Annotated in this window: 26 protein-coding genes and 1 tRNA gene; 14 read left to right on the forward strand and 13 right to left on the reverse strand. The window is 50.0% G+C overall.

Annotation, left to right across the window (positions count from 1 at the left end; genetic code table 11):
• Nucleotides 1-94: 94 nt before the first annotated feature.
• Both ACO0LC_RS14025 and ppnN read right to left on the reverse strand, forming a co-directional pair.
• Nucleotides 95-1051 carry a chemotaxis protein gene (locus ACO0LC_RS14025; RefSeq protein WP_423004049.1) on the reverse strand — a complete coding sequence of 319 codons (957 nt, stop codon included), beginning with the start codon at nucleotides 1049-1051 and terminating at the stop codon, nucleotides 95-97.
• A 65-nt stretch (nucleotides 1052-1116) separates the two neighbouring features.
• Entirely contained in the window at nucleotides 1117-2487 is a 1371-nt protein-coding gene (gene ppnN / locus ACO0LC_RS14030; protein ID WP_423004051.1) for a nucleotide 5'-monophosphate nucleosidase PpnN, read from the reverse strand.
• Between the two features lie 243 nt (nucleotides 2488-2730).
• Between ppnN and ACO0LC_RS14035 the strand changes: the two genes are divergently transcribed.
• Together ACO0LC_RS14035 and ACO0LC_RS14040 are read left to right on the forward strand one after the other, a co-directional pair.
• Nucleotides 2731-2807: transfer RNA gene (locus tag ACO0LC_RS14035), tRNA-Met, on the forward strand.
• A gap of 127 nt (nucleotides 2808-2934) precedes the next feature.
• Nucleotides 2935-3162, forward strand: coding sequence for a hypothetical protein (locus ACO0LC_RS14040; RefSeq protein ID WP_423004053.1), 228 nt, complete (start codon nucleotides 2935-2937; stop codon nucleotides 3160-3162).
• Nucleotides 3163-3177: 15 nt separating this feature from the next.
• Here the strand turns inward: ACO0LC_RS14040 and ACO0LC_RS14045 are convergent, their stop codons facing one another.
• Both ACO0LC_RS14045 and ACO0LC_RS14050 read right to left on the reverse strand, forming a co-directional pair.
• Nucleotides 3178-3978 carry a LytR/AlgR family response regulator transcription factor gene (locus tag ACO0LC_RS14045; protein ID WP_423004055.1) on the reverse strand — a complete coding sequence of 267 codons (801 nt, stop codon included), beginning with the start codon at nucleotides 3976-3978 and terminating at the stop codon, nucleotides 3178-3180.
• On the reverse strand, nucleotides 3975-5012 hold the full coding sequence (locus ACO0LC_RS14050) for a sensor histidine kinase (protein ID WP_423004057.1): 1038 nt from the start codon (nucleotides 5010-5012) through the stop codon (nucleotides 3975-3977). The genes ACO0LC_RS14045 and ACO0LC_RS14050 overlap by 4 nt, the downstream gene beginning before the upstream one ends.
• Nucleotides 5013-5130: 118 nt before the next feature.
• On the opposite strand from ACO0LC_RS14050, the gene argH reads away from it, so the two are divergent.
• The 6 genes from argH (at nucleotide 5131) to ACO0LC_RS14080 (ending at nucleotide 11388) form a co-directional block, all read left to right on the forward strand.
• Nucleotides 5131-6525: an argininosuccinate lyase gene (gene argH / locus ACO0LC_RS14055; protein WP_423004059.1), complete on the forward strand. Its 1395-nt coding sequence runs from the start codon at nucleotides 5131-5133 to the stop codon at nucleotides 6523-6525.
• A gap of 324 nt (nucleotides 6526-6849) precedes the next feature.
• On the forward strand, nucleotides 6850-7998 hold the full coding sequence (locus ACO0LC_RS14060) for an ABC transporter substrate-binding protein (protein ID WP_423004061.1): 1149 nt from the start codon (nucleotides 6850-6852) through the stop codon (nucleotides 7996-7998).
• A gap of 153 nt (nucleotides 7999-8151) precedes the next feature.
• Nucleotides 8152-9033, forward strand: a complete 882-nt coding sequence (locus tag ACO0LC_RS14065) for a branched-chain amino acid ABC transporter permease (RefSeq protein WP_423004063.1) — start codon at nucleotides 8152-8154, stop codon at nucleotides 9031-9033.
• A gap of 4 nt (nucleotides 9034-9037) precedes the next feature.
• Complete coding sequence (locus ACO0LC_RS14070) at nucleotides 9038-9916, forward strand: branched-chain amino acid ABC transporter permease (protein WP_162058603.1); 879 nt, start codon at nucleotides 9038-9040, stop codon at nucleotides 9914-9916.
• The gene (locus ACO0LC_RS14075; protein ID WP_423004065.1) at nucleotides 9917-10678 is read left to right on the forward strand and encodes an ABC transporter ATP-binding protein; all 762 of its coding nucleotides are present in this window, start codon (nucleotides 9917-9919) and stop codon (nucleotides 10676-10678) included.
• Nucleotides 10675-11388: an ABC transporter ATP-binding protein gene (locus ACO0LC_RS14080; protein ID WP_423004067.1), complete on the forward strand. Its 714-nt coding sequence runs from the start codon at nucleotides 10675-10677 to the stop codon at nucleotides 11386-11388. The genes ACO0LC_RS14075 and ACO0LC_RS14080 overlap by 4 nt, the downstream gene beginning before the upstream one ends.
• An 81-nt stretch (nucleotides 11389-11469) precedes the next feature.
• Here the strand turns inward: ACO0LC_RS14080 and pmbA are convergent, their stop codons facing one another.
• A complete protein-coding gene (gene pmbA, locus ACO0LC_RS14085; RefSeq protein ID WP_423004069.1) occupies nucleotides 11470-12822 on the reverse strand; it encodes a metalloprotease PmbA in 1353 nt (450 codons plus the stop codon).
• Nucleotides 12823-12999: 177 nt separating this feature from the next.
• Between pmbA and yjgA the strand changes: the two genes are divergently transcribed.
• From yjgA to ACO0LC_RS14110, 5 genes are read left to right on the forward strand one after another with little or no spacing between them, the layout of a single operon-like run.
• Entirely contained in the window at nucleotides 13000-13614 is a 615-nt protein-coding gene (gene yjgA / locus ACO0LC_RS14090) for a ribosome biogenesis factor YjgA (RefSeq protein ID WP_423004071.1), read from the forward strand.
• Nucleotides 13595-14245 (forward strand): molybdopterin adenylyltransferase, encoded by a 651-nt coding sequence (mog, locus tag ACO0LC_RS14095; RefSeq protein ID WP_423004073.1) that lies wholly within the window; start codon nucleotides 13595-13597, stop codon nucleotides 14243-14245. The genes yjgA and mog overlap by 20 nt, the downstream gene beginning before the upstream one ends.
• Before the next feature lie 19 nt (nucleotides 14246-14264).
• Nucleotides 14265-14807 carry a metal-dependent hydrolase gene (locus ACO0LC_RS14100; protein ID WP_423004075.1) on the forward strand — a complete coding sequence of 181 codons (543 nt, stop codon included), beginning with the start codon at nucleotides 14265-14267 and terminating at the stop codon, nucleotides 14805-14807.
• Entirely contained in the window at nucleotides 14804-15478 is a 675-nt protein-coding gene (locus ACO0LC_RS14105; RefSeq protein WP_423004077.1) for an alpha/beta hydrolase, read from the forward strand. The genes ACO0LC_RS14100 and ACO0LC_RS14105 overlap by 4 nt, the downstream gene beginning before the upstream one ends.
• Nucleotides 15478-16179: a phytanoyl-CoA dioxygenase family protein gene (locus ACO0LC_RS14110; protein WP_423004079.1), complete on the forward strand. Its 702-nt coding sequence runs from the start codon at nucleotides 15478-15480 to the stop codon at nucleotides 16177-16179. Before ACO0LC_RS14105 ends, ACO0LC_RS14110 begins: the two co-directional genes overlap by 1 nt.
• A gap of 7 nt (nucleotides 16180-16186) precedes the next feature.
• On the opposite strand, the gene ACO0LC_RS14115 is transcribed toward ACO0LC_RS14110, so the two are convergent.
• Genes ACO0LC_RS14115 through purU form a run of 3 tightly spaced genes read right to left on the reverse strand, consistent with a single transcriptional unit; the run spans nucleotide 16187 to nucleotide 18756 of the window.
• On the reverse strand, nucleotides 16187-17341 hold the full coding sequence (locus tag ACO0LC_RS14115; protein ID WP_423004081.1) for an acyltransferase family protein: 1155 nt from the start codon (nucleotides 17339-17341) through the stop codon (nucleotides 16187-16189).
• Nucleotides 17342-17884, reverse strand: coding sequence for a YaeQ family protein (locus tag ACO0LC_RS14120; protein WP_162040944.1), 543 nt, complete (start codon nucleotides 17882-17884; stop codon nucleotides 17342-17344).
• Nucleotides 17884-18756, reverse strand: a complete 873-nt coding sequence (gene purU, locus ACO0LC_RS14125; protein ID WP_423004084.1) for a formyltetrahydrofolate deformylase — start codon at nucleotides 18754-18756, stop codon at nucleotides 17884-17886. Before purU ends, ACO0LC_RS14120 begins: the two co-directional genes overlap by 1 nt.
• A 266-nt stretch (nucleotides 18757-19022) precedes the next feature.
• Here purU and ACO0LC_RS14130 point away from each other — a divergent pair, with 266 nt between their 5' ends.
• The gene (locus ACO0LC_RS14130) at nucleotides 19023-20048 is read left to right on the forward strand and encodes an NADP-dependent oxidoreductase (protein ID WP_423004086.1); all 1026 of its coding nucleotides are present in this window, start codon (nucleotides 19023-19025) and stop codon (nucleotides 20046-20048) included.
• Nucleotides 20049-20104: 56 nt separating this feature from the next.
• Here the strand turns inward: ACO0LC_RS14130 and ACO0LC_RS14135 are convergent, their stop codons facing one another.
• The 5 genes from ACO0LC_RS14135 to otnI form a co-directional block, all read right to left on the reverse strand.
• On the reverse strand, nucleotides 20105-21733 hold the full coding sequence (locus tag ACO0LC_RS14135) for an ATP-binding protein (protein WP_423004088.1): 1629 nt from the start codon (nucleotides 21731-21733) through the stop codon (nucleotides 20105-20107).
• 30 nt (nucleotides 21734-21763) lie between these two features.
• Nucleotides 21764-22204 carry a response regulator gene (locus ACO0LC_RS14140; protein WP_423004089.1) on the reverse strand — a complete coding sequence of 147 codons (441 nt, stop codon included), beginning with the start codon at nucleotides 22202-22204 and terminating at the stop codon, nucleotides 21764-21766.
• Nucleotides 22201-24114: a PAS domain-containing protein gene (locus ACO0LC_RS14145; RefSeq protein ID WP_423004090.1), complete on the reverse strand. Its 1914-nt coding sequence runs from the start codon at nucleotides 24112-24114 to the stop codon at nucleotides 22201-22203. The genes ACO0LC_RS14140 and ACO0LC_RS14145 overlap by 4 nt, the downstream gene beginning before the upstream one ends.
• Complete coding sequence (locus tag ACO0LC_RS14150) at nucleotides 24115-24852, reverse strand: substrate-binding periplasmic protein (protein WP_423004091.1); 738 nt, start codon at nucleotides 24850-24852, stop codon at nucleotides 24115-24117. It abuts the gene before it with no gap.
• Between the two features lie 138 nt (nucleotides 24853-24990).
• Entirely contained in the window at nucleotides 24991-25782 is a 792-nt protein-coding gene (gene otnI / locus ACO0LC_RS14155) for a 2-oxo-tetronate isomerase (RefSeq protein ID WP_423004092.1), read from the reverse strand.
• Between the last annotated feature and the right edge of the window lie 10 nt (nucleotides 25783-25792).

A 25792-nucleotide genomic window follows, 5' to 3' on the forward strand; every position in this document is an offset into this window, starting at 1 on the left:
AGTTAACTCCAGTCAATTTCAGATACAAAAAGGGTGCAATTATTTCATTAATTGCACCCTTTTTACTACTTTTTAACTACTTTATAGCAAGAATTTATTTTGCCAATACACTACGTATAGTCGCAGCCAGTTCTTCAGCAACAAATTTGGCGACATAGGCATCCGCACCTACAGTTTTGATATGGTCTTCATTGGTCGCACCAGATAAAGACGAATGTATCACTACCGGCAAGAATTTAAACCTGTCATCCTGCTTGATTTTACGCGTCAGGGTAAAACCGTCCATTTCAGGCATTTCCAGGTCTGTCAGCACCATTGCCACCTTGTCGCGCACGCCCTTGCCTTCAGCCTGCGCTGCAGCTGCCAGTGATTGCAGTTTTTCCCAGGCTTCCTTGCCTGTCTTGGTCATGATGTACTGCGCCCCCATAGCAGTCAGGGCTTGCTCTATCAAGCCACGGGCCACGGCTGAATCGTCTGCAGCCAGGATGGATGCCCCGGCTTGCATTTTGAGTTTTGCACCTATGGTTTCAGGATCGACATCCTTGGTGTCTGAAGGGGTGATCTGGCGAAGTATCTGCTCCACATCGAGCACCTGAGCCAGTCGGGTATTCTCAGTATCACCATCCAGACGGGCAATACTGGTGACCATACCACCTGCCGCACTGCTTTCGGCCGATAAGACCTGATTCCAGTCCAGGCGTACGATTTCTTCCACGGATTCGACCGCAAAACCCTGGGTAGTACGTGCATATTCAGTGACCAGCATGATATTCAAACCAGTCTTGGGCTTGAGACCAACCACGGAAGGCAGATCAATGACAGGAATAATCTGCCCACGCAAATTCACCACCCCCAACATATGAGGCATTGCGCCAGCCATACCGGTAATGGTAGGCATGGCAACAATCTCTCGTACCTTGAAGACATTAATGCCAAACAATTCTGACCTGTCACTGTTTCCATCCACCCCTAAACGGAACAGCAGTAACTCAAACTTGTTGGACGCAGTCAGGTTGGTTCGTTCATCGACTTCTTGCTGTACGGAACTCATGTCTGTTTTCCTCATAGTGATGGAACAGGATTGCACTATTATCCTACTGTTTTACTGCAACACAATTACTTTATAACACGGTAGCAAGGGGTATAAGCCTTACCAGGTAATTTCATTCGGTTTTGTGCAACAAAAGATGCCAGCAAAGTATCCATTGATGCCATTATTTCACTATCGCCACGAATTTCAAAATGTCCGTGCTTCTCTATGGCACGTATACCCTGGTTTTTGACATTACCCGCAACTACGCCTGAAAAAGCACGGCGCAAGTTGGCCGCCAGCAAATGGGTTTCCTGGTTCTTGTGCAAGGCCAGGTTACGCATGTTTTCATGGGTAGGCTCAAAAGGTTTTTGAAATTCTGCATCTATCTTCAATAACCAGTTGAAATAATAGGCATCCCCCTTGGCTTTGCGGAATTCACGCACTTTTTTAATGCCTGCATGTACTTCCTGCGCCACCCTGACCGGGTCATTGACGATGATCTGATAACTCTGTTGCGCTTTTGGCCCCAGGGTAAAGCCGATAAACTGATCTATCTGACGGAAATAATCAGCCGCGCTTTCTGGTCCAGTGAAAATCAGAGGGAAAGGCAGATCAGCGTTATCTGGGTGTAGCAAGATGCCTAACAGATAAAGAATCTCTTCCGCCGTACCAGCGCCACCAGGGAAGACGATCACGGCATGGCCCATGCGTACAAAGGCTTCGAGGCGCTTTTCTATGTCCGGCAAGATAACCAGGTCATTGACGATGGGGTTAGGTGCTTCAGCCGCGATAATGCCTGGCTCAGTAATACCCAGGTAGCGGCCCGTGGTAATCCTTTGCTTGGCATGACCTATGGTAGCCCCCTTCATCGGGCCTTTCATGGCACCAGGGCCGCAACCCGTGCAGATATCCATGCCACGCAAACCCAGTTGATAGCCTACATGCTTGGTGTAATCGTATTCATCACTGGAAATGGAATGGCCACCCCAGCACACCACCATATTGGGATTGACTTGTGGCTTAAGCAAATTGGCATTGCGCATGACGTGGAATACAGCATCACTGACACCTTCAGTAGTGCTCAAATCAAATTTGCGGTCATCTTCAATAGCCGCTTTGATAAACAAGATGTCGCGCAAGACCGCAAACAAATGCTCTTGTATGCCCTTGATCATGACGCCATCAACAAAGGCACTGGCAGGTGCGCCCTTGACATCGAGCTTGATACCGCGCTCGCGCTGGATAATACTGATGTCAAAGCTCTTGTAACGTTCCAGCAATTCCTTGCCGTCGTCAAGGCCACTACCGCAATTCAAGACGGCCAATGCGCAACTACGAAACACCTGGTACAGGCCGCCATGACTATTATCCAACAACTGAGCAACCTCGGCCTTGGACAAAACTTCCATACGGCCTTCTGGTGAAATTTGTGTATCAATGACTTCGAATTCCATAACTGCTTTTTCGCTCCTGAAAAATGATCTCTTGCCCGCTGTCGCTGCATGGCCATACTGTACTTCCATTATGCATGCAATTTATTCTGTGGATTGCGGCTAGGGCATTATTTTCTGCATTTGCATTGTGAAGAATGGCAAATTACACTCGTCTGGAAACCCTGGATTTTAAGCTTGAGAAAAAATATTTTTATAAATGATTGTAACTATGGCGTCGGCCATGTACAATTCGCCTCCTTCAGACGCGGGGTGGAGCAGTCTGGCAGCTCGTCGGGCTCATAACCCGAAGGTCGTAGGTTCAAATCCTGCCCCCGCAACCAAAGTTTTTGTTCTGGTGCTTTCGCACAAATTTACCGAGCACAATTATCTTCTCTGGCAAGTGCTTGCCAGAGATTATTATTGTCGCCATTTGTACAAACATCGCCACTACCAACTACCTATACGCTGATGAAAGACAACAAAGATCACGCCACCCTGGAATTGCCTGGCTTCGGCGCACCTGCATCTTTATTGCCCGACATCAGAAAACCAGTCAAGCCCGCACAACGTCAACGCGGTAAAAAACAGGAACAGCTAGAGTTGCTCGACACCCTGGGGCCAACTGACCGCACCGGCCTGCCTGCCTGGATACAGGATGAAAACACTGATTTAACCGGCCTGCCAGTCTGGCGCTAAACCAGCCGCAACACCTCAAACCCTGACCAATGCCTTGATGACCGGCCACTGTCTGCGCGAAATAGGCAAACGTTCCGCACAACCTGTGACGATGACTTGCCAGGACTCAGATACTTTTTCCTGGCTACTCTCAGCATCCACAACTTGCACCGCTCTTTCTACACCATGAATTGCAACGCGTGCAACCAGGGCATTTCTATGCACCCTGACCAGTAAATCTCCCAGCTCCAGCTCTATCGAGGTCAACGACTCTTCCAGCAAATACTCACGTTGCGCTGTATGCAAAGTCACATATTTTTGCTCAGCCTTCAGAAACAGCACATCTACCACTGGCACCAGCAAAATCCGCCCTCTCTCCAGCACGGAGAAATGCTTGCGCCTGACACAGGAAGCATCTGTAGCGATGGTTTCAGGCAGGCGCTGTTCCAGCCGCACTTTTTCGCAGGCACGGTTCACCGCATCCACCAGGCGACTGGCCCTGACCGGCTTCATCAAATAATCCAGTGCATGAACTTCAAAAGCCTTGACAGCAAATTCATCATAGGCCGTGACAAAAATAATCGCAGGAGTGGCCAAATGTGCCTGGTGATGCGCAAGATGCTGCGCTAACTCTATGCCGTTCATCCCGGGCATCTGCACGTCCAACAAGATAATATCCGGATGCAGGCTAGCGATTTGCTCCAGTGCCCGCATGGCGTTCTCTGCCTCGCCAATCAGTGTCACAGGACATTCAGCCTGGATATCAGACAACAGCGTCTTCAGTCTTAGTCTTGCAGGAGCTTCATCATCAACAATCAGTATTCTTGGTATCATCATCTTTTAGCCGGGAACTGCAATTTAACCTCAAAGGAGGTGCCTACTACGCCATATTGTATGTACGCTTCAATATCATAAAGCAAACTTAGTCGCTGACGTATATTTTCCAAAGCCATCTGATTACCAGAAGCCATATTGGCTTGTACATGATACGGGTTGCAAATGCGAATTTCGACCTTATCCAACTGGCGTTTTAACTCCACTGTAATGGTAGCCGCATGCACCGAAGGCTCAACACCGTAATGCACCGCATTTTCCAGCAAAGGCTGCAACAACAATGAAGGAATTTCTATCTCAGCCAACTCCCTGGCTGAAATTTTTTCCTTGTCCCAGATCACTTGCAAGCGCTCTCCCAAGCGTATTTTTTCTATCGCCAGATACTGCTCACATAAACGTATTTCATCTTGCAAGCTGGTAACATTGCGGGTGTCACGCATCAGGACACGGAATAAATCAGCCAGGTCCTCAAGCACCATTTCGGCCCGACGCGGCTCGGTGCGTATCAGGGACAAGGCAGTATTGAGGCTATTGAATAAAAAATGCGGACGTATCCTCGCCTGCAAAGCTTGTAGTCTGGCTTCCCCCAGAGCAGGGGAAAAAGCCCGTGTACGCAACTCAAAATATTGCTGACATACCAAACCCAGAATGCCAGCCGAGGCCACCACAAAAAAGGGATTAAGCCTGGGAAAGCCCGCCTGAAACCAGTCTTGCATGCGTAAATACAGCATAATCAAACTGGCTATGACCGTTGGTAACATGCAACATAATGAACGCTGAAACCAGGCCGACATGGGAAAACGCATGGCCAACCGACGCATGCTGCATAAGAGCATGAGCGATAACAGGCATATGGTTTCCAGCACCATCGCGCTTTCCAAAAAATTCTGCAAGACCAGTCGCCATTCGTCGCCACGCGACCACAAGGCCAGCAAACCCAGCGCATTGACACTGATCAGGATGCGTGAAAACACGCCCAGATTGCAGCAATCTGGTATCAATGGTTCGCTAATGCCGTCTTTTTTATCGTTATTCATGCCTGCACTATCTTTATGGTTAAAAGCTTTGATGTTCAATTCACGCTAGGCGGCTTCGAAATCTGGGATAATCAAGGAAATTCTCTCGCAAATGCAGCCAATTTGGCAACAATTCACTATGACATCACAATTCAATAAAAAAAGCGAGGCATGGTCTGCCCGTTTCTCTGAACCTGTTTCTGATCTGGTCAAACGCTACACTGCCTCGGTTTTCTTCGACAATCGCATGGCTGCCTTTGATATTCAAGGCTCCCTGGCTCATGCCGAGATGCTGCAGGCACAAAACATTATCACAGCCCAGGATTATGCCGACATACAACGTGGCATGACACAAATCAAGTCTGAAATCGACAACGGCAAGTTTGAATGGCTGCTGGACCTGGAAGATGTGCACCTAAATATAGAAAAACGCCTGACTGAACTGGTTGGCGATGCTGGCAAGCGTCTACATACTGGTCGTTCACGCAATGACCAGGTTGCCACCGACATACGCCTGTACATGCGCAGCGCCATCGACAATATTCTGGGCCTGCTGCAAGACTTCCGCCTGGCCCTGCTGGATCTGGCAGAAAAAAATGCCGACACCATCCTGCCCGGCTTTACCCACATGCAAGTGGCCCAGCCCATCACTTTTGGTCATCACATTCTTGCCTATGTAGAAATGTTTGGCCGCGATGCAGAGCGCATGCAGGATTGCCGCAAACGCGTTAACCGCCTGCCGCTGGGAGCTGCCGCACTGGCTGGCACCACCTTCCCTATCGACCGCGAACGCGTTGCCAGGACTTTGGGCTTTGACGAGGTTTGCTACAACTCGCTGGACGCGGTGTCTGACCGCGATTTCGCCATCGAATTCTGTGCTGCCGCGGCACTGGTAATGACACATATCTCGCGTATGTCAGAAGAACTGGTGATCTGGATGAGCCCGCGCATAGGCTTTATCGACATCGCTGACCGCTTTTGCACAGGCTCTTCCATCATGCCGCAAAAGAAAAATCCTGATGTGCCGGAACTGGCACGCGGCAAGACTGGCCGTGTCAATGGTCACCTGATTGCCCTGCTGACCCTGATGAAAGGCCAGCCACTGGCTTATAACAAGGACAATCAGGAAGATAAGGAACCGCTGTTTGATACAGTAGATACCGTCATCGACACACTACGCATCTTTGCCGACATGGCAGGCGGCATCACCGTCAAGCCAGAAGCCATGCGCGCAGCTGCCCTGCAAGGCTATGCCACCGCCACCGACCTGGCAGATTACCTGGTCAAGAAAGGCCTGCCTTTCCGCGATGCCCATGAAGCTGTGGCACTGGCAGTGCGCACTTGCGTCGACAAGGCTTGCGACCTCAGTGATATGTCACTGGAAGAATTACGTGCTTTTTCCAGCCTCATCAATGAAGACGTGTTCCATGTCCTGACACTGGAAGGCTCAGTTGCCGCCCGCGACCATATAGGTGGCACAGCGCCAAACCAGGTTAAAGCAGCAATTGCCCGCTTGCGCAAACAGCTGCAATAACACCGCAAACAACAGTCTTCGCCTGTTTACCACATCATGCCAGACCACTTGCAATAGCAGGTGCTGGCATGTTTTCCATTGGTCAGCACGACATTCCCAAACCTGAAAATCACAGACTTAAGTAGTACTACTTAAGTAATCAATATTGCATCGCAGCATGGCGTTTTATTGCTGCTGAGGTTGCCAGCCCATACAATCCTCCGTGACAATAAATATCTAATAAATTTTGCAGCCTGCTTTTTACAGCAATGAACACAACTCAGACACATCTCTGATCCATGTTGCGGGCCACAAAAGCCATAATGTATTTTTCAGGAGAACACAATGTCCTACCGTCTTAAATTGTTAGCCGCTGCCACCCTATTGGCTTATTCCACATTGAACCAGGCTGCCGATATCAAAATTGGTGTTGCTGAAGCGCTTACTGGCCCTGCGGCCAAATATGGCGTCGCCATCAAAAACGGTTTCACCTTGGCGGCCGAGCAGATTAATGCCAAGGGTGGTGTGAACGGCAACAAAATACAATTGGTCGCTGAAGATGAACAGGGCAAAAAAGAAGAAGCCATCAATGTCTTCAAGAAATTGTTGTTCCAGGAAAAAGTATTGATGATCTTCGGCCCCACCCTGTCGAACTCAGCCTTTGCCGCTGACCCTATCGCCAATGCCACCAAAACGGTGGTATTTGGCACCAGCAACACTGCTGATGGCATCACCAATATGGGGCCATTCACCTTCCGCAATTCCGTCATGGAAGCTGACGTATTGCCAGTCACCACGCGCGCAGCAGTCAAGCAATTTAATATCAAGAAAGTCGCCATCCTGTATGGCAACGATGATGCTTTCACAAAAAGCGGTTACGATGTTTTCAAAAGTGCGCTGGCTGAACAAAAAATTCCCGTCACGGATACAGAAACCTACGCCAAGGGCGACGTAGATTTCAAGGCACAACTGACCAAGATCAAGGCCTCCAATCCAGACGCTATCGTTTGCTCATGCCTGGCAGAAGAAGCAGCGAATATCATCCTGCAAACCCGCTCCCTGGGCATGAAGCAGCCATTCGTCGGCGGCAATGGCTTCAACTCACCAAAATTGTTTGAAATCGCCAAAGACGCTGCCGATAACACGCTGATGGGCAGCCCATGGTCTGCTGAAAACCAGTCTGCTGCCAACAAGAGCTTCATGGCTGACTACAAGGCAAAATTTGGTGCCGACCCTGACCAGTTTGCGGCACAGGCATTTGATGCCATGCACATCGTCGCCGAAGCACTCAAAAAGGTCAGCATCACTGGCAGCCTGGACAAAGATCGCCTGGCATTGCGCGATGCCTTGCCTGCTGTGAAAATTGAAGGCGCAACCGGCAAATTCGCATTCCGCCGCGCCGCTGCCAAGGATGGCAAGGAAGCTGGCTATGATGCGCAGCAGGATGCCATCGTCAATATTGCCAAAGGTGGCAAATTTGTCTTGCTGAAATAAGTGCATAGCCTGCCTCTGGCAAAAAAACCGGGGACAGGCGTATCATGAATTTCATTCCGGGATGAATTGATTTCAATCACATGTGCTGATGGCCTGTTGCGTCAGCACCTGTGAGCCAAGTAATCCTAAGCAATCCTAATCATCTGGATACTCATGCTGGCACAACAACTTATTAACGCCCTGACTCTGGGCAGCGTGTATGCGCTTTTTGCCTTAGGGTTCACACTGGTGTTCGGCGTCCTTGGCGTCATCAATTTATCGCACGGCGCCATCTTCATGCTGGGCAGTTACATGGCCTTGTTGCTGGTCAGCTCTTTCCAGATGTCTTTATGGATGGCGATGTTGCTGTCCATGCTGGCTTGCGGATTGCTGGGCGTGGTCGTCGATTTCCTGGTCTTGCGCCCCTTGCGCAAGCGCAATGCGCCGCATCTGGCACCGATGATAGCCACCATAGGCGTGGCCATCATGATTACCAATATATCCCAGGGGATTTTTGGTGCAGAAAACAAGCGCTTCCCGTTTGGCACCATACCTGAAGAAAGCTTCAGCCTTGGCAATTTGCACCTGACGGCGGTGCAACTGGCGATTGTTGTGATTGCCTTTGTCCTCATGCTGGTGTTGCTGCAAGTCATGCGCCGCACGCAAATTGGTCGTGCCTTGCGGGCGATTGCAGAATCTCCCAAGGCTGCTTATCTGCTCGGCATCAATGTCGAGGGCCTGTTTTTCCTGACTTCGTTCGCCGCGGCCGCGTTAGGCGGTGCGGCCGGTGTACTGGTGGGCCTGTCATTCAATGCCATCTCCCCTTTCATGGGGCAACCCATGCTGCATAAGGGCATAGCCGTGATTATCCTGGGTGGCATGGGCGACATACGCGGTGCCATGATAGGTGGCTTGTTCCTGGGTTTTGCTGAAGTGATGAGCGTTGCTTATATATCCAGCGATTTCCGCGATGCGGTGGCTTTTGGCTTGCTGTTTATTATCTTGCTGGTACGCCCTTCCGGCATGTTCGGCAGAGTACTGGAAAGAAAGGCTTAAGAATATGCTTGAATGGTGGGATGGTTTTTGGGCTATTTATAGCACAGTCATTTTTGGCATAGGCATCAATGCCATGCTGGCTCTTTCGATTTACCTGACCTTGTCTTGCGGCTTGCTGTCACTGGCCAATGCGGCATTCATGGGCATAGGTGCGTATACCGCTTCCATGATCAGCATGCAGACGGCATTGCCCTTTCCGCTGGCCCTGCTGGCGGGTGCCATCATGCCAGCGATTGTTGCGCTGATCATAGGTATACCTACGCTGCGTCTGTCTGGCGTTTACCTGGCCATGGCAACACTGGGCTTTGGTGAAGTGGTACGTGTCATCGTCTTGAATATGGAAATTACCGGCGGCCCCATGGGCCTGAATGGTATTCCACAAAAAACCGAGTGGTGGCATATCGTGCTCTTGCTGGCAGCCATCCTGTTCATCCTTGCCAGGATGCGACGTTCCAAGACAGGCCGTGCGTTTGAAGCGATCAAGGAAGATGAGATTGCCGCCCGCCTCATGGGTGTGAATGTCGGTGGCTACAAATTGCTGGCCTTTGTCATGGGCGCCTCTATCGCAGGCATTGCCGGTGGTTTGAATGCGCACTATACCTTCACGATAGGGCCAGGTAACTATGCATTTGAAAATGCAGTGGATATATTGACGATGGCCGTGTTTGGTGGCACCAGCAATCTGATAGGCCCGCTGATAGGCAGCAGCAGTCTGACTCTGTTGCCGGAGTTCATGCACTCCCTTAAAGACTTTCGTCTGGCAGCCAACGGCCTGATCTTGATACTGGTCATCCTGTATTTACCCAAAGGTATCTGGGACCCGGCAAGAATCAGAAACTTTCGCAAAAAGTTAACATCGTCAAGCTCCGGAAAGGTTAGCTAAATGCTGGAATTACGCTCTGTCAGTAAAAATTTTGGCGGCCTGCGGGTATTGCAGGATGTCAGCTTCACCATGCCGGAGGGCAGTATCTATGGTTTGATTGGCCCTAATGGTGCCGGGAAAACCACCATCGTCAACCTGATTACCGGCCTGTTGCGCCCCAGCAGTGGCGAGTTGCGCTTCAATAAGCATGACCTGACTACGGTCGCCAGCCACAAGATCACGCAACTGGGCGTTGCCCGCACATTCCAGAACATCCGTATTTTCAAGGAAATGAGCCTGCTGGAAAACGTCGTGGTAGGTATGCATGATCATCTCGACTATGGCGTGGCCAGCATGCTGTTCAATCTGGGGGCTTATAAAGACGCAGAAAGAAAAGCCAAAGAACGTGCGCATGAATTACTGTCATGGGTCAGGCTGGACCATAAAGCGCATATGCTGGCAGACAATCTGTCGTATGGTGAGCAACGCAAACTGGAATTTGCCCGCGCCCTTGCCACACAGCCCAAACTGCTGTTGCTGGATGAACCAGTGGCAGGCATGAACCCGGCAGAAAAAACTGAACTGATGGCAGAAATCGTCAATATACGTAACCGCGGTTTTTCGATTTTCATGATAGAACACGACATGCGCTTTGTGATGGAATTATGCGACCGCATAGCCGTACTCAATTTTGGCAAAATCATTGCAGAAGGCACACCTGAAGAAGTGCGCAATAACCCGGATGTGATTGAAGCTTACCTCGGCAAGGAGGATGCAGAATGAGCCAGATTTTGCGCGTCCAGGACCTGCACGTCAGGTATGGCCATATCGCCGCCGTCAAAGGTATCAGCCTGGCCATCAATGCGGGTGAAATCACCGCGCTTGTCGGCGCCAATGGTGCGGGGAAAAGCACGACCCTGCTGGCGATTTCTGGCTTGCTGAAATCAGCGGCTGGCAAGATCTTTTTGGAAGAGGAAGAAATCAGCCAGACATCACCCCACCATATCGTACAAAAAGGTGTGGTGCAGGTAGCCGAGGGCCGTGCCATACTAACTACACTCACGGTCAGGGAAAATCTGGAGCTCGGTGCCTATACCCGCAAGGACCAGACACAGATAGGACAGGACATGGAATGGGTATATACCCTCTTCCCCGTGTTGAAAAACCGTGCGACTGGCCTGGCTGGCAATTTGTCCGGCGGTGAACAGCAAATGCTTGCCATAGGCCGTGCTTTGATGGCGAAACCAAAAGTGCTGCTGCTGGATGAACCTTCCATGGGGCTGGCACCGCTGGTGGTACAGGAGATTTTCCGCATCCTCAAAGAAATCAATGCGACTGGCCTCAGCATCCTGCTGGTGGAGCAAAACGTCAGGCAGGCGTTGAAAATTGCCAAACATGGCTATGTGCTGGAAAACGGCAATATCGTTCTCAGCGACACAGGTGCCAACCTGCTCAGCAATCCCAAGGTGATAGAAGCTTACCTGGGGGCATAAGAAAAAGACCATCATATAGATGGTCTTTTTTTGTCGACTCCTTGCTAAGCTCATTGCTAAGGCAACAATCTTCAGTACAGATTAGCTACCGGCAATCGTCATACTTTCTATCAGGATGGAACCGGTTTCTTTGGTGCCACGCACCAGGCTATCATTACCAATAGCGACAATTTGCTGGAACATCTCACGCATATTGCCAGCAATGGTGATTTCTTCCACAGCGTATTGAATCACGCCATTCTCTACCCAGTAGCCAGATGCACCGCGTGAGTAATCACCCGTCACATAATTGACACCCTGCCCCATCAGCTCAGTCACCAGCAAGCCCGTGCCCATTTTTTTGAGCATGCCCACAAAATTGTCGGCGCGTTTGGTCAAGCTGGACGTCAATGACAGATTGTGCGAACCACCGGCATTGCCCGTCGTCTGCATGCCCAGTTTGCGGGCGGAATAAGTGGACAGGAAATAGCCTTGCAAGACACCATCAGTGACGACATTGCGCTTTTGGGTTTTTACACCCTCATCATCGAATGGTGAAGAACCGACAGCGCCGATAACATGCGGGTCTTCTACCACCTGTATATGGGATGGGAAAATCTGTGTGCCCAGCGAATCAAGCAGGAAAGTCGATTTGCGGTACAAGGCACCACCAGAGGTTGCCTGTACCAGTGCACCCAGCAAACCGGCAGCCAGTGGTGCTTCAAACAAGACCGGGCACTTACGGGTATCCAGCTGGCGCGCATTCAGCTTGGCCAAGGCACGCTCGGCAGCATAACGACCTATGGCTTCTGGATTTGCCAGTTTTTTAGCACTGCGTTGAGAAGAATACCAATCGTCTCTTTGCATTTTTGCACCCTTGCCAGCAATAGGTGCTACCGAGATGGTATGGCGGGAAATCGGGTAGCCACCCATGAAACCACAGGAATTGGCAGCCACAAAATGCGACTGCTGGGCATGTACGCTGGCACCTTCGCTATTGGTGATGCGCTTGTCAACAGCAAAAGCGGCTGCCTCTGTGCGTTTTGCCAGTTCTATGGCTTCTTCTGCAGTGACCAGCCATGGATAACACAGCTTGAGATCACGCGGTGCCATTTCCAGCAAATCAGCTTCTGGCAGACCAGCGCAGTCATCTTCCGCTGTAAAACGGGCAATATTGTAGGCTGCATCAACTGAGTCACGCAGGGCTTGCTCAGAAAAATCCGAGGTACTGGCATTGCCACGGCGTTGACCTATATACACCGTAATGCCTATGCCCTTGTCGCGATTTTGCTCTATGGTCTCGACTTTGCCCTTGCGTACGCTGATGGACAGGCCACCACCTTCACTGATCTCAACGGCCGCATCCGATGCCCCTTTTTCGCGGGCGAAACGCAACATATCCTGCGCGATTTGCTTTAACTGGTCCTGGCTATGGGTAAAAACTGGTTTGCTCATGAGTGGGGTCTATGTATGTCGATACAAAAAGGCAAAATGGCCAAAGGGAAATATCCTAACTATTTACCTTGATTCACATCTAAATGCGTGTAATCCAGGCTTGATTTTAGGTAATCCTAAGCTAAAAAGGGTATCATAGCAGCCGTTTCATTAAGTTAATAGTAAAGGCGCAGAATTATGCCAAATCCAAATCGCGGCTCATGCGGCTATCAGTCCAGTGAGTTCGAACCAGAATACGACCGTCCATCAAAATCCCAACTGAAGCGTGAAATGACCGCCTTGCAGAAATTGGGGCAGGAATTGGTCGAACAGGCGCGTGAACGTGTCAAACGTGTACCCATGCCAGAAGATGTGCGCGAAGCCATCCTGATTTGCCAGCAAATCAAGGATCATGAGGGCCGCCGTCGCCAGATGCAATATGTAGGCAAAAAAATGCGTACCCTGGATGAGGAAGAAATTGCCCTAATCCAGAAAACCATAGACAGCTGGAAAGGTGCTTCCAAGTCTGAAACTGCCGCCATGCACGCACTGGAACGCCGCCGCGACAAATTGCTGGCAGACGATAATGCGCTGACAGAATTGATGGCAGAACATCCACAGCTCGACGTACAGCAATTGCGCACCATGATACGCAATGCCCGCAAAGAGCAGGCTGAAAACAAGCCGCCTAAAGCTTATCGTGAAATCTTCCAGATTTTGAAAGATTTGCAAAAATCCAAAGCTGCTGCCAACGCTGACGACGCGGATGATGCAGATCTGGATGAAGAAGACGATGAGTTCGATGACAAGTGAGTCTGAGCAAATGACCAGCACTGATGGCCAAAAACTCAAGATAGGTCTGGTATCGATATCAGACCGCGCCTCTGCTGGCATTTATCAGGACCAGGGCTTGCCCGCCTTGCAGGAATGGTTTGGCAAAGCTCTCTCCAGCCCATGGGAAATGGTGACACGCCTGATCCCGGATGAACGCTACTCCATAGAACAGGCTTTGATTGCCCTGGTAGATGAAGAGCAATGTCATCTCGTCATTACCACTGGTGGCACCGGCCCTTCCAGGCGCGATGTCACGCCCGAAGCAACACTCGCAGTCGCCACCAAGGAAATGCCAGGTTTTGGCGAGCAAATGCGCCAGATTAGCCTGCAATTTGTGCCAACAGCCATACTGTCACGTCAGGTGGCAGTGATACGCGAAACACCAGACCATGCTGCATTGATTTTGAACCTGCCAGGCCAGCCCAAATCCATCAAGGAAACCCTGGAAGGCTTGAAGGATGCCGAAGGCAAGCAAGTCGTAGCCGGTATTTTTGCAGCAGTACCTTATTGCATAGACTTGATAGGTGGCCCGTACATAGAGACGGATGACAGCATCTGCAAGGCTTTTCGCCCTAAAAACGCCATACGCGCCAAGACTCCATCTGCCTGAACGGCAAACATCGACAACGATGGCAACCATACTGACACATCCTGTAATACCGCTGACTTTAGGCCTGATATTGGGGCAAAAACGCCTGCCCTGGCCTCTCGTCGTCACCGGCATGCTGGCGGCAATCTTGCCTGACCTGGACGTGATTGCCTTCAAGCTTGGCATTGCTTACGAATCTGCATTTGGTCACCGCGGCTTTAGTCACTCCATCGTGTTTGCCATTCTGGTTGCCAGTCTTGCCAGCATTTTTCATGCGCGCTTGCGTAGTTCTATACTGGTTTGCTGGCTGTTTATTGCTTTTGCCATCATCTCGCATGGTTTGCTGGATGCACTGACTACAGGTGGTCAAGGTGTGGAATTTTTCTGGCCCCTGACGGAAGAACGTTATTTCTTCCCCTGGCAATTTATTCAGGTATCACCGATAGGCGTGAACCGCTTTCTGACAGAGCGTGGCTGGCGTGTAATACAATCTGAATTACTGACCGTCTGGTTGCCCTGTGCCCTGCTTTTGCTGTCGGCCAAACTGGCGGCTTATTTTTCATCTCCCCGAAAATCATCATGACACAAGATATTTTAGAAACCGTAGAACTGGAAAGCGCACCGAATCCCACTGTTGCCATCATCTGGATGCATGGCCTGGGTGCCGATGCGAATGATTTTGTCCCCATCGTCAGAGAACTGGATTTGCGTGGCAATCCTGGCATACGCTTCGTCTTCCCGAATGCACCGACCATGCCCGTGACGATCAACGGCGGCTATGTCATGCGTTCCTGGTATGACATTCTTGGTGCAGACATCGCCAAGCGTGAAGATGAGGCTGGCTTGCGCCTGTCACAAAAACGCATAGAACAATTGATCGCCCGCGAAAATGCGCGAGGCATCCCGTCTGAGCGTATCATCCTGGCAGGCTTCTCACAAGGCTGCGCCATGACTTTGCAAACTGGCCTGCGCTATCACGAAAAACTGGCAGGCTTGCTGTGCCTGTCTGGCTATGTACCCTTGCGTGACGTGATTACAGAAGAACGCCATGCGGCAAACCAAGATACCCCCATCTTCCAGGCCCATGGCCGTGGCGACAACGTCATCCAGATACAGCGTGCCGAGCAATCACGCGATCTGCTGAAAGAACTGGGCTATCAGGTGGAATGGCATGAATACATGATGCCGCATTCTGTCTGCCCTGAAGAGGTCGATGACATCAGCCTGTGGCTGAAAAAAATCTTGCAGGCTTAATGAATCACCTAGCTCAAAATATCGCAGTAACCCTGGCAAGCCAGGGTTTTGTTATTTTACCCAATTTTCTTGAGCAATCTGAACTCACGCAATTACAACAAGCTTGCCAGCCCATCGCTGACCAATATGGCGTGCGCCAGGTCCTGCACAGTTACCCGGCGATACACCATGCATTAAACTGGGGCAAATTGCAGGCACTATTGAGCGCCGTAGATATGGCGCAAGCACAGCCGGTACGCAGTATCTTTTTCAATAAAAATGCTGATCATAATTGGCTGGTGCCCTGGCATCAGGATATGACGATTTGCGTCGACCAAAAAGCCGAGCTTGCGGCTTATAGCAAATGGACTTACAAGAAAAATGTTCATCATGTTGAGCCGCCGGCAGCAATACTGGAAGCCATGCTGACATGCCGCATCGCCCTTGATGATGCCGGTGTTGATAATGCAGCCCTGAAAGTCATCGCCGGTAGCCACAATGCAGGCAAGCTTAGTGAGGCTCAAATCCAGCGTATCAGCCAGACATCCAGGCATGAGACCTGTGTCATGCGCGCGGGTGATATCTTATTGATGAAGCCCTTATTACTCCATGCGTCCGACAAGGCAAGACTCGCCACTCAACGCCGGGTTTTGCACCTGGAATTCAGTGCTGGTATGCTTCCACCACCTTTGCAGTGGGCAGAAGTTGCGGGCCGAAGTTGAGCGTAACTCATGAGCGGCAGACACAGGATGTAGCAGCACCGCAATGTGTGCAAGTCACCACCGCATTGAATTCTGGCGCGCGCCTTGGCAGCAGTCGCGGCAAATAAGCCTGTAAGCGCATGACTGCCACAGATTTCAGAGCGAGGGCTGGTTTTTCTATCTTGTGCCAGGAGAATATTGCCAGCGATATCGTCACAAAAGCCGAGAGCAGCACCATACTCCACACCGCGATACCAGGAAACAAAGCAGCAATTGCCTGCTGCACCGGAAAGGCATAGATATAGACCCCGTAAGAATAGTCGCCCAAAGCGTTGTAACGCCTTATCCATCCTGCGGGCAAATAGGCAAAGCAAACCACCAAATAAGCAATCGCCAGGGTATAGATGGCGAAGAAGACAGATTTATCGATGAAGGCTGTCAGCAATACCAAGGCCAGCAAGGGGTAGAGAAAACCTCTTGCCAGCACCAACTTTTCTTTCAACACAAACAGGCTGGCACCCGAAAAGAACATGAAGAGCAAACGGGTGAACTGGCTATCATCATGCAAATAAAAATGTCGCACAAACACAAAGCCTGCTGCCAGCAAAGTCAGCGCGGGTAACAGATACTTTAAAATCTGCAAGCGCTTTTTCTGCCACAATGCCAAGCCACACCAAAACACCAACAAGAGCAAATACATCTTGATCTCATTTGGCATAGTCCAGAGTGAACCATTGACTGCATCTGGATAGGGATTATGCGCAAAGACACCGGGCAATTTATAGGCCATACCAAATAACAAACTGCCGCACTTGAGCAGATATTGCCATGTCTTTGCAGTTGAAAAATAGTCATACAGGGACAAGCTAGTGAAGCAAGGTCCCAGCACAAATACCGTCAGCAACAACATGCATATCAGTGCCGGAAAAATGCGTAATACCCGCGCGCAAACATAATCGATCACGCTTTGCCTGCTCATCAGACTGGCAGTCACCAGCATGCCGCTGACGATAAAAAATACATCGACTGCGACCGAACCTGGCGTCATACCGGTCAGTGCACCCCAAGGCTCGGGCTGAACCAGCAAGGCAAAGCTATGGCCGATCAATACGGCCAGTGCCGCGACTATGCGCAACAAATTCAGATTATTGTCGCGGCTAGCTATACAGGCAGACAAACGCATTCAGGCAAACTCTTTTAATACTTCCAGATCGATTTGTACGGAGGCATCTCCGGCTGACATCCAGATTTGACCATCCTGTATCGTGCATTGCAATTGCATATTGCGTTGCGCAAGTTTTTCCAGTGCCTGGCTTTGTGCTGAAGGCACATTCATGACGCGCAAATTCTTGGCGCGATCAAGACGGCTGTTCATTGCCTTCCACCAGATATCGCTGGCACTGGCAAAGCTGTAGACGATGACTTGCTCAGAACGGCCACAAGCCTTCAGCAAGCGCCTGTCGTCTGGCTGGCCAACTTCTATCCATAGTTGTATGGCGTCGGTGTAATCTTTAAGCCAGATATCAGGTTCTTCAGTATCTGAAATACCTTTACCAAATTCAAGACGTTCAGCCGCATGAATGGCGAAAGCCAGCACGCGTATCATCATGCGCTCATCAGTTTCGGATGGGTGCCGGGCGATAGTCAGGCTATGGTCGGCATAATAGCCACGGTCCATGTCCGAAATATTCAGGTCGGCTTTATAGATGATGGATTTGAGTGCCATTATTTAAACACCACCGTTTTATGACCATTCAACAAAATGCGATGTTCAACAAAGCATTTGACGGCACGAGCCAGCACCACACATTCCACATCGCGGCCTATGGCAGTCAGGGTTTCCGGTTCCATGGAGTGATCAACGCGCTCCACATCCTGTTCAATAATGGGGCCTTCATCCAGGTCACCTGTTACAAAGTGCGCGGTTGCACCTATCAGTTTGACGCCACGTTCATGCGCCTGGTAGTAAGGCTTGGCGCCCTTGAAACTGGGCAGGAAGGAATGATGAATATTAATCGCCTTCCCTTTCAGGGCATCACACATTTCCGGTGACAAGATTTGCATATAACGTGCCAGCACCACCAGCTCGATATCATTGCCAGCAACAATATCCAATACCTTTTGTTCTTGCACACGCTTGGCTTCTGCTGGCGCACCCGCAGCCAAAGGCAGATGGTGAAAAGGGATGTTATAGCTGGCTGCCAGTTGATAAAAGTCCGTGTGATTCGAGACTATGGCCTTGATTTCCACGGGCAATAAACCACTCTTGTAACGGAACAGCAAATCATTAAGGCAATGACCTATCTTGGACACCATCAACATCACGCGTGGCTTGTGGTGAGCATCATGCAATTGCCAGTTCATTTGCAGATTTGCACCCAATGCGGTGAATTCTTCACGCAAGGCACTATCGCTAACACTGGAATCTTCCACCACAAAATGCACACGCATGAAGAAAGTTGCAGATTGTGCATCGCCAAACTGGGCAGAATCGATAATATTACAGCCATGGTTGGCCAAGAAGCCCGATACGCTATGCACAATGCCGCGCTGATCGGGACAGGATAAAGTCAGGATATATTCTGGTCGTATGCTCATGATTTCAGTGTATGGGCCAGGGTTTACTGCATTCCATGGCCAAAGACAAATTAAATTCGTTGATTTGATAATAAAGCTTAGAGATTAACCGTCTATTGTCGCATGATCGGCCACATAATTCATAACACTCGTATCCAATTAAATAATCACAACAAAAAGCACGATCGTTCTAATTCGTGTATAGTCATTCTTCTGACGACCCTTTTTTGAAACAGACGCGTGCAGATACATTCGGACACAGTCCGCACCAACATCAAGGAGACAATATGAGCACACTCAGCAATCAACAATACCGCCTCGCCGCCCGCCCAGTCGGCAACCCCAGGCATAGCGACTGGAACTTTACGACGGAAGAAGTACGCGATATCACAGATGGTGAAATCGTCGTACAAACCATTTACATCTCGCTGGACCCGGCCATGCGTGGCTGGATGAATGAAGGTAAATCCTATATCCGCCCGGTTGCCATCAATGAAGTCATGCGCGCAGGTGGCATAGGCAAGGTGATTGCCTCCAAATCGTCCAAATTTGCGGTTGGTGATTATGTCTCTGGTGGCACTGGTGTACAGCAATACTGGGTAGGTGCGGCTGATGATAAAACGGCTGGCTTTTACAAAGTCAGCCCTAAACTGGCCCCTTTGCCAAAATTCATGAATGCGCTTGGCATGCCGGGCATGACAGCTTACTTCGGCCTGCTAGATGTTGGTCAGCCCAAAGCAGGTGAAACTGTCGTGGTATCCGGTGCTGCAGGTGCGGTTGGCCAGACTGTGGGTCAGGTGGCCAAACAAAAAGGCTGTCGTGTTGTTGGTATTGCCGGCGGTAAGGATAAATGTGATTTTGTGGTCAATGAACTGGGCTTTGATGCCTGCATCGATTACAAATCCGGCTCAGTCAAAGATGGCTTGAAAGAACACTGCCCGAATGGCGTAGATATTTATTTTGATAATGTCGGTGGTGATATTCTCGATATGGTGCTGACCCGTATCAATCTGAAAGCACGCATCATCATTTGCGGCGCAATCTCCCAGTACAACAACACCACGCCAGTCAAAGGCCCGGCCAACTATTTGTCGCTGCTGGTTAACCGTGCCCGCATGGAAGGCATAGTCGTATTTGACTACGCCGCACGCTATGGCGAAGCAGTAGCTGAAATGAGTAAATGGATGACTGAAGGCAAGTTCCAGACGCGTGAAGATATCGTCAAGGGTATAGAAACCTTCCCTGATACCTTAATGATGCTGTTTGAAGGCAAGAACTTTGGCAAGCTGATCTTGCAAGTGGTGGACGAATAAATCTCTATCGTTTGGACGTGACCTGGTATTAAATAAAACTAGGTCATAGCCAAACATCATGTCGTTCTTGGAGTAATCGCCGGAAAAATGAAATACAGGCGCAAACCCTGATCGACTTCACTTTCCAGACGTATTGTCCCCTTGAAAATACCTTGCATCAGATTGTGGACAATATACAACCCCAGACCAGAACCACCCTGGCCCAGTCGAGTTGTGTAAAAAGGCTCAAACACTTTGTGATGCAACGCTGACGCAATACCTATACCATTATCCAAATACGCAAGTTCTATCACGCCATCGCGGCTTTCGGCACAGATGCTGATGTGCTTCTCTTCCCTGCCCTCAAAACCATGGGTCAGAGAATTCACGATGAGATTATTGATAATCTGCTCCAGGTGGCCAGGAAAACTATCCATCATCAACTCTTCAGGAATGCGATTATCCACCATAACACCGGCACGGCTGATCATGCCGCCTAAAGCATTGACACTATCCTGCACCGCAATACGTACATCGAACTGACGTCTGCGCTGACTGGTCTGGTCCACAGATACACGCTTGAAACTATCAATCAATTCGCTGGCGCGACCACCACTACGAACAATCAACTGACTGACACTGGCACACTCATCAAGTGCATGCAGCAGACCGGAGCGCGTCATTTTACCGCTATCGATCAACGCGCCCACTTCCTTAAGTTTCTCGGCCAACGATGAGGCAGCCAGCAGCATATTTCCTATTGGTGTATTAAGCTCATGCGACACACCTGCCACCAGCACTCCTAATGACGCAAGTTTTTCTGACTCTATGATCTGGGACATGGCCCGACGCAATTCGCGGGTACGCTCTTCTACCCGCAGCTCCAGTTGTTCATTAAGGATGCGTAACTCTTCCTCAGCCTGTTTGCGCTCTGAAATATCAACATGGGTGCAAATCATGCGGGTACCAACACCATGTTCGTCATGGCTGACTATCATGCCGCGATCTATGACCCATTTCCAGCTACCATCCTTGCATAGAATTCTGTGTTCACTGTGGTAGCGTGGCATGGCACCGGCAAAATAATCACTTAATGCCTGCCTGACCAGCGGCAACTCATCCGGATGCACCAAGTCCATGCCGCCATCCACAGTGGCAGGTATCTCATGAGTGTCATAACCATGCATGCTGGCCCAACATGAGGAGTACAGTACCTGACCAGTCTTGATATTCCAGTCCGATACGCCATAACCTGCCCCCTCCAGAGCAAAACTCCAACGCTCTTCACTTTCGCGTAATGCATCTACTGCCAACCTGTGCGCACGCCTTTGCGCCGCCTCACTCATTTCACGTTTGATGGCAGGTGGCAGGCGGGCCAGGTTATCTTTCATGACATAGTCATGCGCACCAGCCTTCATTAATGCAACTGCGGCGTTCTCACCCAGTTCGGCCGAGACGACAATGAAAGGCAGGTCCAGCCCAGACTCTTTTAACAAGGCCAAGGCTTCATTGGTATTAAAGTGAGGTAAATTATAGTCTGAGAGTATGACGTCCCAAACACCATTGGCCATGGCCAGTTGCATTTCTTCATAAGTCTCGACGCGCATCATACTGACCTCGAAGTCAGCACGCCGCAGGCACAGCATGACCAACTCTGCATCCATATCAGAGTCTTCAACCATCAGCAAAGCCAGTGGTATTGCCATGTTAATCCTACTTTAAACTCACTAGCCAGATCATGATTGATGCGGATTTTCGTTAATCACCAGCCAATACATACCCAATTGCTTGATGACTTCAGCAAACTGTTGAAAATCAACGGGTTTGCGTATGTAACTATTGACCCCCAGGTCATAACCGGTAGCGACATCCTGTTCCTCCCTTGAGGAAGTAAGGATCACTACCGGCACCCTATGAGTGCGCGGATCCTTACGTATCTGCCTTAATACTTCCAGACCATCTACCTTGGGTAATTTCAAATCCAGCAAGACCAGCATGGGAGGGGTGGCATCTTCGCGACTGGCATAATTCCCCTGACAGAACAGGTAATCCAGCCCCTCTTGCCCATCCTGGGCGATCACCAGATTGTTGGAGATATGACTTTTCTTGAAGGCACGTTCAGTCAAGCCTATGTCACTGGGATTGTCCTCCACCAGCAAGATGGTTCCTGTGCTCATTGAAGCTCCTTCAAGGTAAAATAAAATGTTGCCCCCTCACCTGGGCTTGAGTCTGCCCAGATGCGCCCGCCATGACGAAAGACAATGCGCTGCACTGTCGCCAGCCCTATGCCGGTACCGCTGAATTCACTGGCTTTATGCAGTCTTTGAAACACGCCAAAAAGCTTGTGGGCATAGCGCATGTCAAAACCTGCACCATTGTCCCTGACATAGAATGCCAGCACCTCTGTCTGCGATAGCGGCTCCATGATTTGTATGCTGCCAAATGTAATTTGAGGCAGCTGTTTCATTTTAGAAAATTTGGCGGCATTTTCGAGTAAATTAGTTAAAACGACCTCGAGCAAGCGTTTGTCACCCCAGGCATGCAAACCTGGTGCAATGACAAAACTATATTGACACTCCTTGCTTGTCGACCTTTGTGTTTCTTGTATACGTGCCGTGATGGTCGTCGCCAGCTCACTGAGATCGACTTCACGCATCGTCAGGGCCGCACGCCCCAGCCTGGAAAACTGCAGCATATCGTCAATCAACTGCCCCATGCGCTGACTTTCAGCCCTGACTCTTTCCAGGTATTCCTGACCAGTGGCATCGAGTTGCGGACCATAATCTTCTTGCAGGGCCAGACTCCAGCCATCAATACCACGCAAGGGGCTGCGCAAGTCATGGGAGACTGAATAAGAAAATGCCTCCAGTTCCTTATTTGCCGTCTCCAGTTGTGCAGTACGTTCTTGCACTTGTTTTTCCATGCTGTCATTGGCCAGACTTAATTCCACCCGGGATTGCTCATTCTCAGCCAGTAAAATGCGCATTTCTTCTGCTGCTTTTAATTGTTCGCTGATATCAGTATGTGTACCTATCATACGTATGGGCCTGCCCTGGGCATTTTTATCCACGACCATGCCGCGTGACATCACCCATTTCCAACTACCATCCTTGCATAACATCCTTTGCTCTATACTGAAGAAGTCAGTTTTACCGGATAAATTATCTTCCAGTTGCGCGAAAGCCCTGGCTGCATCGTCGGGATGGGCGAGCCGACTATAAGTATCCAGGTTACCTGGCAATTCATCCTCTTCATAGCCCAGCATTTCTTTCCAGCGTCTTGAATACACGACTTCATTGGTGTCGAGATTAAGATCCCAGACACCATCACCCGCACCCTCAAGGGCAAATTTCCAGCGGAATTCACTCTCCTGCAATTCCTCGACAAACTGATCCAGGCGCAGCTGCATGGCATTGAGAGCACCTACCACTTGCTCGAGCTCATCACCAGCCACCCTGGCATCTGCTTTACGTTCCAGCTGCAATTTGCCAGCCTTGCTACCAGCAAAAAGGCGGTCTGAAAATAAGGCTATTTTTTTCAAATGCCGTCCCACCATGTATTGAAACAGCAGCAGAATAAACAAGGACACCAGAAAAGTCTTGATGGTTTGCGTAATCAGTATTACTACTACCTTGTCACGCAAGCGTTGATAAACCCCTTCCAGATTGGCGATCAGCAGCACGCTACCTATATGTACCTGGCTCTGCCTGTGGGTAAAGTGCAAGGGAAATTCATGACGTATAACATGGCTGCTGATAGCTTGCCCAGCCCTGGCAAGCAAAACTCCCTGATCATTGCGCACCTCTGCATATTGCATATCCGGCAATCTTAGTATACCGCTCAATTGCAACTCCAGATCGCGTATGCTGGTTACCCATAAACTCGACGACAGGCTTTCTTCATAACTGGCCTGTATCTGTGTCATCTGGGACTCAATGTCGCCAATTTCCCGCTGATAATCAAGTGCCAGCTGGAAGACGGTAGCAACCAAGGTCACCACCGAGCTGAACATAAGGATGGCAATCGCTATCCTGCGCCCCAGGCTATTGCCGCCAGTGACCAGGGATTTGCTGAAGAATGAGCGCATTCAAGTACCGTCCACAGCTTGATAACGCCTCAAGACCGAATCAAAAATCCGTTTTTGCGTACCATCCTGTTTCATCTTGCGAATTTCTTCAGTCAGTCTGGGCACCAGCGTCTCATGCTTCTTGTGCAGATATAAAAACCAGTCACCCTCAACAAAAGCCGGCCCCATGATTTTGATATCCTTCAAGCCCAGGCTCTGAATGAAATGCAGACCTTCCAGCTTTTCGATGACAGCGACATCTATCCTACCTTTGTCCAACATGGAAAACAATTGCGTACCCGTCTCGAGTTTCAGCAAGGAACGGGTATCAACGATATTGCGCTCCAGAATTTTCCAGCCCGTGAGTATGCCTACGTCAAAAGGCTTGAGACTGTCGGCACCGGTAACGGTGAAACGGGGTTTGCGGGTAAACACTACCATTTGATAGAACATGACGGGTTCAGGCACACGCACAAGATTGGGATAAGCTTTGTCTATACCCAGCACGCGCGACACATCACCATCATCAATGCCGCTGTTAACATTGAGCAGGCTGCGCTCGGCTGACATGGGCTGAATCTCTACCTTCAGGCCTACACGTTTGAATAATTCAGCGTAAAACAAATCAAGTACGCCATCACGACCAGGCGAAGTAATCGGCGCAAAAAAAGGCGTGTTTAATACCAGCGTCGTTTCAGCATGAACTGAACCCGTCAGCATCAGCCCCAGCAAAAATGGTAGCCAAATTTTGATACCCATGCTCATGATTGCCTCCATTACACTTCAAGGAGTAAGGGGATAAATAAATCATCTGCCCCCAAGCACTTTCCGCCGTTTTTTTATCTATGTCAATCCATGCTCAAATCACAATAAGGCATTGACACTAAAGGACGGTGATCAACGCAACCACGGGGCCAGCCAGCCCAGGCCAGCACTGGTACCGGCCTTTGGTCGGTACTCGCACCCTATCCATCCCTGATAAGCAAGCTCATCGATCAAGTCAAACAAATAAGGATAATTGACCTCCCCCAGATCCGGCTCATGCCTGTCTGGCACGCCAGCGATCTGTATATGCCCTATACCGGCGTGCAGGCGTGACATGTCACGGCGCAATTTGCTCGCGACATCCCCTTCAACGATCTGGCAATGGTAGATATCAAATTGCACACGCAGGTTTTCGACGCCAATTTCCTGACATATCTCTTGCGCCTCATCCTGGCGATTTAAAAAATAGCCGGGTATGTCACGGGTATTGATGGGCTCTATGACGATAGTGATGCCCTCTCTGGCAGCCAGCAAAGCCGCATAAGCCAGATTGCGCAAATAGACGGCCCTGTGTCTTTCTCTATCCTGTTCAGGCAGGATCAAGCCAGCCATGACATGCAAGCTACGGTTACCAAGTACACGGGCGTAATCAAGTGCAGTATCAAAAGCCTGCTTGAATTCTTCTTCCCGACCAGGCACAGAGGCTATTCCTCGCTCGCCCAGGGCCCAGTTGCCGGGAGCAGTATTGAACAAGACTTGCTCAAGTCCATGCGTATTTAATAAGTCGCGCAGGTCTGTGGCGGGATACTCATAGGGAAACAGATATTCAACAGCCTTGAAACCATCTTTCGCTGCAGCAGCGAAGCGTTCAGGAAAAGTAAATTCGGTATACATCATGCTGAGATTGGCAGCAAAACGTGGCATGGCTGGCTCC

Source organism: Undibacterium sp. JH2W (genome assembly GCF_049340425.1).
GTDB lineage: Bacteria > Pseudomonadota > Gammaproteobacteria > Burkholderiales > Burkholderiaceae_D > Undibacterium.

Bases quoted from the DNA above. Each gene is read 5' to 3' on its own strand.
- ACO0LC_RS14025 (WP_423004049.1), bottom strand. From the start codon at position 1,051: ATGAGTTCCGTACAGCAAGAAGTCGATGAACGAACCAACCTGACTGCG.
- ppnN (WP_423004051.1), bottom strand. From the start codon at position 2,487: ATGGAATTCGAAGTCATTGATACACAAATTTCACCAGAAGGCCGTATG.
- ACO0LC_RS14040 (WP_423004053.1), top strand. From the start codon at position 2,935: ATGAAAGACAACAAAGATCACGCCACCCTGGAATTGCCTGGCTTCGGC.
- ACO0LC_RS14045 (WP_423004055.1), bottom strand. From the start codon at position 3,978: ATGATGATACCAAGAATACTGATTGTTGATGATGAAGCTCCTGCAAGA.
- ACO0LC_RS14050 (WP_423004057.1), bottom strand. From the start codon at position 5,012: ATGAATAACGATAAAAAAGACGGCATTAGCGAACCATTGATACCAGAT.
- argH (WP_423004059.1), top strand. From the start codon at position 5,131: ATGACATCACAATTCAATAAAAAAAGCGAGGCATGGTCTGCCCGTTTC.
- ACO0LC_RS14060 (WP_423004061.1), top strand. From the start codon at position 6,850: ATGTCCTACCGTCTTAAATTGTTAGCCGCTGCCACCCTATTGGCTTAT.
- ACO0LC_RS14065 (WP_423004063.1), top strand. From the start codon at position 8,152: ATGCTGGCACAACAACTTATTAACGCCCTGACTCTGGGCAGCGTGTAT.
- ACO0LC_RS14070 (WP_162058603.1), top strand. From the start codon at position 9,038: ATGCTTGAATGGTGGGATGGTTTTTGGGCTATTTATAGCACAGTCATT.
- ACO0LC_RS14075 (WP_423004065.1), top strand. From the start codon at position 9,917: ATGCTGGAATTACGCTCTGTCAGTAAAAATTTTGGCGGCCTGCGGGTA.
- ACO0LC_RS14080 (WP_423004067.1), top strand. From the start codon at position 10,675: ATGAGCCAGATTTTGCGCGTCCAGGACCTGCACGTCAGGTATGGCCAT.
- pmbA (WP_423004069.1), bottom strand. From the start codon at position 12,822: ATGAGCAAACCAGTTTTTACCCATAGCCAGGACCAGTTAAAGCAAATC.
- yjgA (WP_423004071.1), top strand. From the start codon at position 13,000: ATGCCAAATCCAAATCGCGGCTCATGCGGCTATCAGTCCAGTGAGTTC.
- mog (WP_423004073.1), top strand. From the start codon at position 13,595: ATGAGTTCGATGACAAGTGAGTCTGAGCAAATGACCAGCACTGATGGC.
- ACO0LC_RS14100 (WP_423004075.1), top strand. From the start codon at position 14,265: ATGGCAACCATACTGACACATCCTGTAATACCGCTGACTTTAGGCCTG.
- ACO0LC_RS14105 (WP_423004077.1), top strand. From the start codon at position 14,804: ATGACACAAGATATTTTAGAAACCGTAGAACTGGAAAGCGCACCGAAT.
- ACO0LC_RS14110 (WP_423004079.1), top strand. From the start codon at position 15,478: ATGAATCACCTAGCTCAAAATATCGCAGTAACCCTGGCAAGCCAGGGT.
- ACO0LC_RS14115 (WP_423004081.1), bottom strand. From the start codon at position 17,341: ATGCGTTTGTCTGCCTGTATAGCTAGCCGCGACAATAATCTGAATTTG.
- ACO0LC_RS14120 (WP_162040944.1), bottom strand. From the start codon at position 17,884: ATGGCACTCAAATCCATCATCTATAAAGCCGACCTGAATATTTCGGAC.
- purU (WP_423004084.1), bottom strand. From the start codon at position 18,756: ATGAGCATACGACCAGAATATATCCTGACTTTATCCTGTCCCGATCAG.
- ACO0LC_RS14130 (WP_423004086.1), top strand. From the start codon at position 19,023: ATGAGCACACTCAGCAATCAACAATACCGCCTCGCCGCCCGCCCAGTC.
- ACO0LC_RS14135 (WP_423004088.1), bottom strand. From the start codon at position 21,733: ATGGCAATACCACTGGCTTTGCTGATGGTTGAAGACTCTGATATGGAT.
- ACO0LC_RS14140 (WP_423004089.1), bottom strand. From the start codon at position 22,204: ATGAGCACAGGAACCATCTTGCTGGTGGAGGACAATCCCAGTGACATA.
- ACO0LC_RS14145 (WP_423004090.1), bottom strand. From the start codon at position 24,114: ATGCGCTCATTCTTCAGCAAATCCCTGGTCACTGGCGGCAATAGCCTG.
- ACO0LC_RS14150 (WP_423004091.1), bottom strand. From the start codon at position 24,852: ATGGGTATCAAAATTTGGCTACCATTTTTGCTGGGGCTGATGCTGACG.
- otnI (WP_423004092.1), bottom strand. From the start codon at position 25,782: ATGCCACGTTTTGCTGCCAATCTCAGCATGATGTATACCGAATTTACT.